8 protein-coding genes and 1 tRNA gene are annotated in these 11,476 nt (G+C 62.7%); 1 reads left to right on the forward strand and 8 read right to left on the reverse strand.

Translation table 11 applies throughout. The features are described from left to right. Positions 1 to 115: 115 nt before the first annotated feature. Positions 116 to 727 (reverse strand): flavin reductase family protein, encoded by a 612-nt coding sequence (locus CEY05_RS09340; protein WP_088598197.1) that lies wholly within the window; start codon positions 725 to 727, stop codon positions 116 to 118. Between the two features lie 199 nt (positions 728 to 926). Here CEY05_RS09340 and CEY05_RS09345 point away from each other — a divergent pair, with 199 nt between their 5' ends. Further along, a complete protein-coding gene (locus CEY05_RS09345; RefSeq protein WP_088598198.1) occupies positions 927 to 1,793 on the forward strand; it encodes a crotonase/enoyl-CoA hydratase family protein in 867 nt (288 codons plus the stop codon). Positions 1,794 to 1,834: 41 nt separating this feature from the next. Here the strand turns inward: CEY05_RS09345 and pdeR are convergent, their stop codons facing one another. The 7 genes from pdeR to CEY05_RS09380 form a co-directional block, all read right to left on the reverse strand. Next, positions 1,835 to 3,844, reverse strand: a complete 2,010-nt coding sequence (gene pdeR, locus CEY05_RS09350) for a cyclic di-GMP phosphodiesterase (protein ID WP_088598581.1) — start codon at positions 3,842 to 3,844, stop codon at positions 1,835 to 1,837. 183 nt (positions 3,845 to 4,027) lie between these two features. Further along, positions 4,028 to 4,106: transfer RNA gene (locus CEY05_RS09355), tRNA-Ile, on the reverse strand. 31 nt (positions 4,107 to 4,137) lie between these two features. Next, entirely contained in the window at positions 4,138 to 6,414 is a 2,277-nt protein-coding gene (gene rpoD / locus CEY05_RS09360) for an RNA polymerase sigma factor RpoD (protein WP_088598199.1), read from the reverse strand. A gap of 581 nt (positions 6,415 to 6,995) precedes the next feature. Next, positions 6,996 to 9,143, reverse strand: a complete 2,148-nt coding sequence (gene dnaG, locus CEY05_RS09365) for a DNA primase (protein ID WP_088598200.1) — start codon at positions 9,141 to 9,143, stop codon at positions 6,996 to 6,998. A 25-nt stretch (positions 9,144 to 9,168) separates the two neighbouring features. Beyond that, complete coding sequence (rpsU, locus tag CEY05_RS09370) at positions 9,169 to 9,381, reverse strand: 30S ribosomal protein S21 (protein WP_012417992.1); 213 nt, start codon at positions 9,379 to 9,381, stop codon at positions 9,169 to 9,171. Positions 9,382 to 9,496: 115 nt separating this feature from the next. Further along, positions 9,497 to 10,039 carry a phosphoribosyltransferase gene (locus CEY05_RS09375; RefSeq protein ID WP_088598201.1) on the reverse strand — a complete coding sequence of 181 codons (543 nt, stop codon included), beginning with the start codon at positions 10,037 to 10,039 and terminating at the stop codon, positions 9,497 to 9,499. Between the two features lie 114 nt (positions 10,040 to 10,153). Then, complete coding sequence (locus CEY05_RS09380; protein ID WP_088598202.1) at positions 10,154 to 11,449, reverse strand: adenylosuccinate synthase; 1,296 nt, start codon at positions 11,447 to 11,449, stop codon at positions 10,154 to 10,156. Between the last annotated feature and the right edge of the window lie 27 nt (positions 11,450 to 11,476).

Here is an 11,476-nt window from a genome sequence, read left to right on the forward strand (position 1 = left end):
CTGGAAAGGACCTGCATAGGCAACACCTTAAAACGATAGTGCGCCGACGTATACCTTCCAGGGCCGCGCTGATGTAACGAAGCTACACCGTGTTCGCGCGACCAGCCGCGTGCTTTCAGGCCAGTGGCTGCGCGCGCACGGTCCTGCCCGCGCAGACGAAGACGCCGGCGCCCAGATGATGCAGCGTGTGCAGATCGGCGTTTCCTTCGTTGAATTCCCAATGGCCTCGCGCGAAAACACGCGGGTCGGCCGCCGCACTGACTACCTCGACAAAGCAGGTGTCATAGGCGTCTTCGGTGTGGCGTTCGGGAATCAGGCGGCATTCCAGCCACGCGGCCACGCCTTCCTCGACCAGCGGCAAACCGAGCACCGGGCCTGTCACCGTGGGGATGGCGTAGGCGTCGAATTTGTCGCGCGGAGCCAGGTCACGACCGGAGATGCTGCCGACGGCGTAGGCCTTGTCGGCGAAAGCGGCTCCCGGTATGCACAGGCCCACATGTCCGCTGGCCATCACCAGCTCCCGCGTGAAAGTGCTTTTGTCGATGACCACCGCGATGCGGGGTGGCGAAAATTCCACCGGCATCGACCAGGCGGCGGACATGATGTCGCGCCTGCCGCCGGCCGCACTCGTAACCAATACGGTAGGACCGTGGTTGAGCAGCCGGCTGGCGTGCTCAAGGGCAACGGGCTGAAAAAGGCTGGGGCGGTTGCTGGGTGTATTCGGCATGCCCGAGAGCTTACTCGATGCGGGCGGGGACGTAAGTCCGGCCTAAGCCATTCGGATCGATGACTCATTCAGTTGGGGGAAATCCCCGGTTCTGTGATTTGTGCAGACGCAACAATAGCGCTGCCGTGACTCGTCACCATTTGCAAGCGACGTGCAACGGTGTCTTTCAACGCAAACCACAGTTACACAGGAAGCAATCATGTATCTGAAGAACCACCCGAACTGCCGCCCTTTCCATGAAGCCGGTGACATGCCGCAACTGGCCGCGTATTACGAAGAAGGCCGCAACATCATGTGGATGATGCTCCGTTCCGAACCGCGTCCGTGCTTCAACCAGGGGGTGCTTTCCAACATCATTCATCTGGCCCGCGTCGCGCGCGAATCCGGCCTGCCCATCGACTTCTGGGTAACCGGTTCGGAGATCCCCGAGCTCTTCAACGTGGGCGGGGATCTCAGCTTCTTCGTGGATGCCATCCGCTCCGGCCAGCGCGACACCTTGATGGCATACGCCCGCGCGTGCATCGATTGCATCTGGGAGATGTACAACGGCTATGGCACCGGGGCGATCTCCATCGCCATGGTGGAAGGCAGCGCCTTGGGCGGCGGGCTCGAAGCCGCGCTGGCGCACCACTATGTGCTGGCGCAGAACGGCGTGAAGATGGGTTTCCCGGAAGTCGCGTTCAACCTGTATCCCGGCATGGGCGGCTACTCGCTGGTGGCGCGCCGATCCGGCATGCTGGTGGCCGAGGAGCTGATCAGCACAGGCGAGTCCCATTCGGCCGAGTGGTTCGCGGACAAGGGACTGGTCGATCAGCTGTTCGAACCCGGCGATGCGTTTATCGCCACGCGCACCTTCATCGACGTGATGCGGCCGAAGCTGAACGCGATGCGTGCGCTGATCCGCACACGGCAACGGGTCTACCCGTTGTCGCGCTCGGAACTGATGGACATCACCGAAGATTGGGTTCGTTCGACGTTCACGATCGAGTCCAAGGACCTCGCCTACATGGAACGTCTGGTGATGATGCAGAATCGCCGCGTCTCAAGGCTGCGCGCGGTGTCTTGAACGACAGCGACCGTAAGCTGACATAGGGAACCGGGGAAAGCTCAGGCGATCAGTCTGAGCTTTTTCTTTTCTATCATCCAGGCTTCCAGCTCGTGCGCCGGCATCGGCCTTGCATACAGATAGCCTTGCGCGCAGCTTATGCCCGACTGCTCGATATACGCCGCTTCCGCAGGGGTTTCCACGCCTTCCGCCACCATGGAAAAGCCCAGCGCCCGCGCCAGCGTGACGACGGATCCCACCAGCGCCTGCGCATTGGTGTCGGTGTCGACGCCGGAGACAAAGCTGCGGTCCAGCTTGATCACATCGAGAGGCAGCCGCGCGAGCTGCGCCAGCGACGAATAGCCGGTGCCGAAATCATCCAGGTAGATACGGGCACCCAAGGTGCGGAATTGTTCCATCAGCTTGCGCACACGGCCTTCATCCTCGATGAAGCAGCTTTCGGTCAATTCGATATCGAGCAGCCCGGGCTTCAATCCGGCACGGTCGCAAGCCTCGCCAAAATAGTTCGCGACGTTGCCGTCGCTCAATTGCCGCGCGGACACGTTGATCGACACCCGCAGGTCCAGTCCCTTGGAGCGCCAGTCCACGGCTTGACGGGCGGCCTCGCCCATCACCCAGCGTCCGATCGGTCCGATCAGTCCGGAATCCTCGGCATGGCGGATGAACTCGCCCGGGTCGACCCGGCCGCGATCCGGCGATTGCCAACGGATCAAGGCTTCGGCGCTCAGGATATTGCCCGTCGCCAGGTCGACCAGCGGCTGGTAATGCAGCACGAACTGCCCTTCCTGGATGGCCTTGCGCAGGTTCGTGTCCAGCCACATCGCCTGGGCGACCTTCTGGTTCATCTCCGGCGTGAACACCCGGTACGTATGCTTGCCCGCGTCCTTCGCCGCGTACATTGCGGTGTCGGCGTTGCGGATCAGCGTATCCATCGAGTCGCCGTGCTGCGGGTACAGCGTGACGCCGATCGAGCAGCTCGTGTAGATCTCCATCAGCTCCATGCGGACCGGCGTGGAGAAATTGTCGATGATGATCTGCGCGGACTCCTCCAGCAGTTGCTGGCTGGCATTCCTGAAGAACACCAGGAACTCATCGCCGCCCAGGCGCGCCAGCGTCGCGCCTTCGGGCAGGCAGCGCTTGACGATAGTGGAGACCTCGGTCAACAGCCGGTCACCGGTCACGTGGCCATAATGATCGTTTACATGCTTGAAGTTATCGAGGTCGAGGAACAGGATGCCGACCTGCGATGGGGCCGCCGTCCCCGCCGCGTCTTCAGCCAGCGCCGCGCGTATCGTTTCCGTGATCGAGTGCCGGTTCGGCAACCCGGTCAGGACATCGGTATTGGCCAGTTCGGTCAGGCGCTTCTGCGCATTGCGCTCCTCGGTGATATCGACGCCGGAGCAGATCAGGAAGCGCTCGTCGGCGCCGCTGCCGCTCTGCACGAACTTGTTGCGGAACTGATAGAGGCGCGGGCCGTTGATGGTATTGATGTAGCGCTCGACTTCGAAGGGCTTGTCGTTCTCGAAGAAACCGGAGATGTTGCTGCTCGACTGCGCCCCCTGGTCCGCGGACATGAACAGCGCGAACGCGCTCTTGCCGATAACGTCTTCTTCGCGCTTGCCCAGCACCTCTTCGGCCAGTCTGTTGAAGCGCTGGAAGATACCGTGGCGATTGAGCACCACCACCAGCGAGTTGACTTCGGAGACGACCTGCTCGGCAAAAGCCAGGCCCTGGGACAGGTCGCGCGCGACCGAACGGGTATCGGTGAACGCGGATGCGGTGCCCGCCCAGTTGTTCGCGTCGAGCTTGCGGCCCACCATATGCAGGCGCACGGTTTCGCCAAACAGCGACACCTCCAGCTCCAGGGCGGAAGTGACGCCGGTCAGGGTACGGATTTGCGCGGCCTGCTCGGCGCCGAGCGCGATGCTGAGACTAGTCAGGCCGCGGACGGCCGCCAGGTCGAGCGCATTGCTATCGCCGCCCAGGCGCCAATGGGGGCTGCGGGTGCCGAGGTGAAGCTCCAGCAACTCACCGTCATCGTCGTGGTACATGGGCGCGGCCCCCACCAAATTGAACACCTATGGGTTTGTATCTTATCAAAGTATATCTATGCGTTTCAATGTCAAAAAACGACAAGAAATGTTCAATTGAAACGGCGGCAATGCTCTCTCGACATAAAAAAACAGCCGCCATTGCTGGCGGCTGTCTTCATACCTGAGTGACCAGGAAGTCTTTGGTAGCCCCCCTCGGAGTCGAACCGAGCACCAACGGATTATGAGTCCGCTGCTCTAACCAGGCATGAGCTAGAGGGCCTTAAAAATCGCTGCCTGACCCTGCCTATACCTTATTGACCTTCGAGGAAGCTCTTGAGTTTGTCGGCACGGCTGGGATGGCGCAGCTTGCGCAGCGCCTTGGCTTCTATTTGACGAATGCGCTCACGCGTGACGTCGAACTGCTTGCCGACTTCTTCCAGCGTCTGGTCCGTGCTCATTTCGATACCGAAACGCATGCGCAGGACCTTGGCTTCGCGCGGCGTGAGCGAGTCTAACACTTCTTTGACCACGTCGCGCATGGAACCATGCAGGGCCGCGTCCGAGGGCGCCAGGGTGGCCGTATCCTCGATGAAATCGCCCAGATGCGAATCGTCGTCGTCACCGATCGGCGTTTCCATCGAGATCGGTTCCTTGGCGATCTTCAAGATCTTGCGGATCTTGTCTTCCGGCATATCCATCTTCTGCGCCAGCGTCGCGGGATCCGGCTCGGCACCGGTTTCCTGCAGGATCTGACGGCTGATACGGTTCATCTTGTTGATCGTTTCGATCATGTGAACCGGAATACGGATGGTGCGCGCCTGGTCGGCGATCGAACGCGTGATGGCCTGGCGGATCCACCACGTGGCGTACGTGGAGAACTTGTAGCCGCGACGGTATTCGAACTTGTCCACGGCCTTCATCAGGCCGATGTTGCCTTCCTGGATCAGATCCAGGAACTGCAGGCCACGGTTCGTGTACTTCTTCGCGATGGAGATCACCAGACGCAGGTTGGCTTCGGTCATTTCGCGCTTGGCCTTGCGGGCCTTCGCTTCGCCGGTGGCCATGCGCTTGTTGACTTCCTTCAGGTCCTTCAGCGGCAACACGACACGGGCCTGCAGGTCGATCAGCTTCTGCTGCAGTTCCTGCACCGCGGGCACCTGGCGTTCCAGGGTCTCGGCATAGGGATGACCCGCCGCGACTTCGTCGACCACCCACTGCAGGTTGGTTTCGTTGCCCGGGAAGACCTTGATGAAGTGCGTACGCGGCATGCCGGCACGATCCACGCAGGTATGCAGGACGGCGCGTTCCAGTTGGCGCACTTCCTCGACCTGGTTGCGCAGCGTGTCAGCCAGGCGCTCAACCATCTTGGCCGTGAAGCGGATACCCATCAGCTCGTTCTGGATGGCTTCCTGCGCCTTGATGTAGATGCCGGACTTGTAGCCATCGGTCTCGTACGAGTTGTGCATCATCTCGAACTGGCGCGCCACTTCGTCGAACTTGGCCAAGGCCTTGACGCGCAGGTCTTCCAGCTGCTTGCTGCTCATGCCGCCGGCCGGGCCGTCGTCATTCTCGTCTTCGTCGGCGGTGACGCCGGCACCGGCGTATTCCTCGCCATTTTCCGCATCGACCAGGCCGTCGACCACTTCGTCGATCTGCGCCTGACCCTCACGCACGCGGGTGACGTGGGCGATGATTTCATTGATGGTGGTCGGACATGCCGAGATCGCCATCACCATGTGCTTGAGGCCGTCTTCGATCCGCTTGGCGATCTCGATTTCGCCTTCACGCGTCAGCAGCTCGACCGAGCCCATTTCACGCATATACATGCGGACGGGGTCGGTGGTGCGGCCGAAGTCCGAATCCACCGTGGTCAGCGCGGCTTCGGCTTCGTCCTCGACGTCGTCGTCGTTGGCGGCCACGGGCGCGTTTTCGCTCATCAGCAGCGTTTCGGCATCGGGCGCCTGGTCGTAGACCGAGATGCCCATGTCGCTGAACGTGCTGATGATGCCGTCGATGGCCTCGGCATCCACCAGGTCGTCAGGCAGATGGTCGTTGATTTCGCCGTAGGTCAGGTAGCCGCGGTCCTTGCCCAGCTTGATCAGCTGCTTCAGGCGGTTGCGGCGGGCTTCGTATTCCTCGGGCGTCACGGGGCCGCGCGCGATCAGGTCCTTGGCATCGCCCTTGCCGCGCTTGCCGCCACGCTTGACGGGCTTCAGATCGGGCAGGACTTCGCCTTCACCGTCGCCGGCGTCGTCGAAATCACCCGAATCGTTGTTCGGGTTCTTGGAGGGACGGCCCGGGCGGCGGCCGCTGGGCACCGAGGCCGGACGGCCCACCAGTTCAGCCAGCTTGTCTTCCGCCTTCTTGGCCTTGGCCGCCTTGGCGACCTTTTCGGGCTGCTCGCCGGCTGCCTTGGTGGCCCGCTTGACCGCCGTCTTGACGGCGGCAGCCTTGGACGCCACCTTCACGGCCGCCTTGGCCGTGGTCTTCTCCGCCGCCTTGCTCGTCACGCGCGTCGCGCGCGGCGCAACGGCGCCATCTTCGGGCTTTTCAACTGCAGGAGAGGTTATGCCGGTGGATTTGGTCATGGTCGCTTCCGTGGACGTTACAGGCCTTCTGGCCTGCCGCACCGCTATCGGCGGCTCCAGCGAAGCGCGGGGGCCGAGTCAAGTCGCGTACTATAAAACTGCGTTTCAAAACCGCGCCGGTAAACAGCGAAAGCCGAATTACCGTCGTCACAATACGGCCGGCCCCGATATCGCTGACGTCGCGCGGGAGTGCTGGCGGGCCCCAAAGGGCGGATCTGCGGGCGCATCGGCCGTTTGCAGTAAATGTTCGCTCTAGCACTACACCGGCCGACGGCCGCAATACCGGGGGTAGGCCCCGGACCGGTAACGTAGAGGACCCTCCAGGGCCCCGCCACGCCGCCGATCTTGTTCATTCGCAGGCCGTGCAGCGCCATTTGCCAGCGCCTTCGTCCTGCTTTACTCTTGTTCGATTCGGCCTGATTAGACAGATCCTGATCCCCGAAGTTCAGGCACCGAGGCGCCCAAGCGGCCGGTCAGGATGCCGTCACGCATCACTGCCTTACAGCTACTGTCACAGCTTTCCGTCCCTTTTCTCTGAAAATGGGCGGAGAAAACTCTCGATTTTACCGTAATTCCGCTTGTCAAGCACGTTTTAATATCGCGCAACGCTGCGCAAGCTCTTGATAGCGCTCACGCTCCGCCGCTTCTTTCAGCCCGCCTTTGACCAATTCGGTCATTTCGGCGCGCAGGGAATCGAACTCTATCCGGTGTAGCGCATCCTCCCATTCGGCCTGCGGATGAGGCAGTTCTTCCTGCCCCAGCAGGTCAGCGCTCATGCTGCGCAGTACCAGATGGATGTCGGATTCCGGATCCGCGGCCTCCAGCAACGCACCCAAATGGCGGGCTCCGCTGCTTTGTGCCAAAACGATCAAATCCCTCACCATACCCAGGTGGGGACCATGGTCGATAACTTCAAGTTGCTGGTCGCCCATGGTGTCGACCAGCTCGGGGTGCGACAGCAATAATTGCAGCAGACGCTTGGCCAGCGTGGGAACGGGACGGCGCGGCTCGATGACGCCGCCGACCTCGTTTTCGCGGCGCCAACCGCCCTTGCCTTTGCCCTGCCACTTGCCCTGGCCTTTGCCATAGCCGCCGCCACCGCCCTGCTTGCCCTGCTGCCAGCCCTGCTGTTTGCCAGCGCCGGCCCCGGCCCCCTGCTCCGGCATGGAACCCATGCCCGGATCGGGCATGTATTCGTAATCCTGCGACATGCCGTCGAAGTCACCATCGACATAAGCCGGTACGTCGAAGGACGGCGCCCAGTCCTCGGACGGGGGCCCACCGTCGCCGCCGCGCATGCCGTCGGCCGCGCTGCCGGACCCGCCACCGGTCGCGTCTGCGGCAGGGCGCTGTACCGCGCGCGGCCCGGCGTTACGCGCCGCCGCCTGGCCTTGGCCAGCATCCGGCGCACCGCCGTAGGCCTGGGCCTTGGCAGCCTGCTGCGCCATGATCTGCGTCATTTCCTCGGGCGTCAGCTGTACCTGGCGCGCGAGTTCACGTTCGATCTGGATGCGCAACGCACACGGGGGGATTGCCGCGATCAGGGGCATGGCCTCATGCAGGCACGCCGCGCGACCCTCGGCCTCGCCCAGATTGTGACGCTGGCCCAGCTCATCGAGCAGGAAGCGCGACAAGGCCGGCGCTTCGGCCATGCAGGCCCGGAACGCCTCCGCCCCGAACTCCCGCACATAGGAATCGGGATCGTGCTCGTCCGGCAGGAACAGGAAACGCAGCGTGATGTCATCGCGCAGCGCCGGCAGGCAAGCCTGCAGCGCCCGCCAGGCCGCGCGTCGTCCCGCCTTGTCGCCGTCGAAGCTGAACACCACTTTGTCGCTGGTGCGCAGCAGCTTCTTCACGTGGTCCGGCGTGGTGGCCGTCCCCAGTGTGGCGACGGCATTGCCGATGCCCAGCTGCGCCAGGCCGACCACGTCCATATAGCCTTCGACGACGATCACCTGGCCTTCCAGGCGTATCGCCTGGCGCGCCTCCCAGAGCCCATACAGTTCCTGGCCCTTGGAGAACACCGGCGTTTCCGGCGAATTCAGGTACTTGGGCTCCCCTTTGCCGATGATGCGGCCGCCAAAGCCGATCAAGGCCCCGCGCGCATTGCGGATGGGGAACATGATGCGTTCGCGGAAGCGGTCGTACCGGCGCCCGTCTTCCGACTCGATGACGAGTCCGGATTCGACCAGCACCGGGTCGTCGTAACGGGGGAACACCTGCATCAAGCCCTGGCGGTCCGTGCCGGACCAGCCCAGGCCGAACTGCGCGGCGATCTCGCCTGTCAAGCCGCGTTGCTTCAGGTAGCGGATGGCGGGCGCCGACGCGCGCAATTGCTTGAGGTAATGGGTCTGCGCGACATCCAGGGCCTGGGTGTGGCGCGAAACCTCTTCTTTACGCCGCGCCGATTCGGCGCGCTGCTGCGGACTACGTCTGTCTTCCTCCGGCACCGACAGCCCCACCGAGCCGGCGAGCGTGCGCACGGCTTCGGGAAAACTGGCACCGGTGTGTTCGATCAGGAAAGTGATCGCACTGCCATGCGCGCCGCAGCCGAAGCAGTGATAGAACTGCTTGGTCGGACTGACAGTGAAGGAGGGACTTTTTTCGTTGTGGAAAGGGCAAAGGCCAAGCAGGTTGGCACCACCCTTCCGCAGCTGCACGTATCGCCCGACTACGTCGACGACGTCGACCCGGGCGAGCAGATCCTGTATGAATGATTCAGGAATCAATCAGATTCAAGGACCAAGATACAGATCAATACATACGGGGGGGCAGTTGCTGGCTACGAATGCGCTTGTAGTGGCGCTTGACCGCGGCGGCATGCTTGCGCTTGCGCTCGGCGGTGGGCTTTTCGTAGAACTCGCGCGAACGCAGTTCGGTCAGCAGACCCGTTTTTTCAATGGTGCGCTTGAAGCGACGCAGTGCGGCTTCAAACGGCTCATTTTCCTTCAGACGAACGATGGGCATAAATCTACTCAGTTGTTCTCGCGGCTAGTTGACCTATCCGGCCACCGGGGTCAGACGCCCATGCGAGAGGTAGAGGGTAAGGTAAGTGACAACCTGCGATTCTAGCATGGAATCGTTAATCACCAGAGCCTTTTCTGGTCCACGCCTCCAGCTGATGCGGCCGCAGGCTGTCGTAATCCTCGAAAGGCTGGTGGATCCAGGGGTTGGTCGGCAGCTTGTCGACGTAGAAATCGGGCTCCACATGGGAGTGGCCCTTCCACCACAGGACCGCGCTGCGCAGCTCTGTAATGGCGGGGAACTGCTGCTTCAGGTGCTCGCGCACCTTGTTGAAGGTCAGGCCGGTATCGACCATATCGTCCACCAGCAACACGCGGCCGGACAGGCTGCCGCGGGTGATGGTGATGAACTGGGCGATATCCAGGGCGCCCTGCTTGGTGCCGGCCGCTTCGCGATAGCTGCTGGTGGCCAGGATGCCCAGCGGAACGTCGTAAATGCGCGACAGGACGTCGCCCACGCGGACACCGCCGCGCGCCAGGCACAGGATCTGATCGAATTTCCAACCGGAACGGTGCACCAGCAGGGCCAGGCGTTCGATCAGCCGGTGATAGTCATCCCAGCTGACCCAAAGGTCTTTGTCGGTATTCGGCGGCAAGCTCATCGAGGCCACTCCTTGGTTACAGACTATGTGCAGGCAAAAAAACAATGCCGCCCGGCCTGCCCTTCTGTCGAAGGACCGCACCGAGCGGCAGGCCGGACCGGGTCTTGCGCCGGATTATCCCTTCAAGGGATTGCGCAGGACAATGGTTTCGTTACGGTCGGGACCGGTGGAAACCAGGTCGATGGGCACTTCGCAGACCTGGGCCACGCGTTCCAGATAAGCACGGGCAGCCGCCGGCAGCTTGTCGTATTCGGTGATGCCGACGGTCGATTCCGTCCAACCGGGCAGTTCCTCGAACACGGGCTCGGCCATCGCCACGGCGTGGGCGCCATTGGGCAGCACGTCGCGGAACTCGCCGTTGACGCGGTAACCCACGCCCAGGCGGATGGTTTCCAGGCCGTCCAGCACGTCCAGCTTGGTGATGCACAGGCCGCTGATGCCGTTCAGGCGCACCGAGCGCTTGAGCGCGGCGCCGTCGAACCAGCCGCAACGACGCGGACGGCCCGTGACGGAACCGAATTCCTTGCCCACATTGGCCAGGCGCGCACCGATTTCGTCCATCAGTTCCGTGGGGAACGGGCCCGAGCCGACACGCGTGGTGTAGGCCTTGGTGATGCCCAGGACGTAGTCCAGCGACTGCGGGCCGACACCGGCGCCTGCCGCGGCGGCACCCGCCACGCAGTTGCTGCTGGTGACGAAGGGATAGGTGCCGTGGTCGACGTCCAGCAGCGCGCCCTGGGCGCCTTCGAACAGCAGGCGCTGGCCGGCCTTCTGGGCGGCGAACAGGCTGCTCGACACGTCGCGCACCATGGGGGCGATCTTGGGCGCCAGGGCCATGGCCAGGTCGCGCACTTCGTTGGCCGATACCGCCGGCGCGCCCAGGTACTGGGTCAGCACGAAGTTGTGATATTCGAGCAGCTCATTCAGTTTTTCGTCGAACACGGCCGGATTGAACAGATCCTGCACGCGCAGCGCGCGGCGGGCGATCTTGTCCTCGTAGGCAGGGCCGATGCCACGACCGGTGGTACCGATCTTGGCTTCGCCCTTGCGCGCTTCGCGGGCCTGGTCGATGGCAACGTGGTAGGGCAGGATCAGGGGGCAGATTTCGGAAATCTGCAGGCGCGAGCGCACATCCAGGCCGGCCGCCTCCAGTTCCTCGATTTCCTTGAGCAGCGCCTCGGGCGACAGCACCACACCGTTGCCGATGTAGCACGTCACGCCGGGATGCATGATGCCCGAGGGAATCAGGCGCAGAATCGTCTTCTTGCCGTTGATCCACAGGGTGTGGCCGGCGTTGTGGCCGCCTTGGAAGCGGACGACGCCATGGACCGACTCGGCCAGCCAATCGACGATTTTGCCCTTGCCTTCGTCACCCCATTGGGTACCGATGATGACTACGTTCTTGCTCATGATCGAAATGAAAGTCGAGTTTTCAGT

It is taken from the genome of Achromobacter sp. HZ34 (assembly GCF_002209485.1).
Lineage (GTDB): Bacteria > Pseudomonadota > Gammaproteobacteria > Burkholderiales > Burkholderiaceae_B > Bordetella_C.

What these genes read in the sequence shown, in the direction of transcription:
- CEY05_RS09340 (WP_088598197.1), bottom strand. Translation starts at nt 727, where the DNA reads ATGCCGAATACACCCAGCAACCGCCCCAGCCTTTTTCAGCCCGTTGCC.
- CEY05_RS09345 (WP_088598198.1), top strand. Translation starts at nt 927, where the DNA reads ATGTATCTGAAGAACCACCCGAACTGCCGCCCTTTCCATGAAGCCGGT.
- pdeR (WP_088598581.1), bottom strand. Translation starts at nt 3,844, where the DNA reads ATGTACCACGACGATGACGGTGAGTTGCTGGAGCTTCACCTCGGCACC.
- rpoD (WP_088598199.1), bottom strand. Translation starts at nt 6,414, where the DNA reads ATGACCAAATCCACCGGCATAACCTCTCCTGCAGTTGAAAAGCCCGAA.
- rpsU (WP_012417992.1), bottom strand. Translation starts at nt 9,381, where the DNA reads ATGCCCATCGTTCGTCTGAAGGAAAATGAGCCGTTTGAAGCCGCACTG.
- CEY05_RS09375 (WP_088598201.1), bottom strand. Translation starts at nt 10,039, where the DNA reads ATGAGCTTGCCGCCGAATACCGACAAAGACCTTTGGGTCAGCTGGGAT.
- CEY05_RS09380 (WP_088598202.1), bottom strand. Translation starts at nt 11,449, where the DNA reads ATGAGCAAGAACGTAGTCATCATCGGTACCCAATGGGGTGACGAAGGC.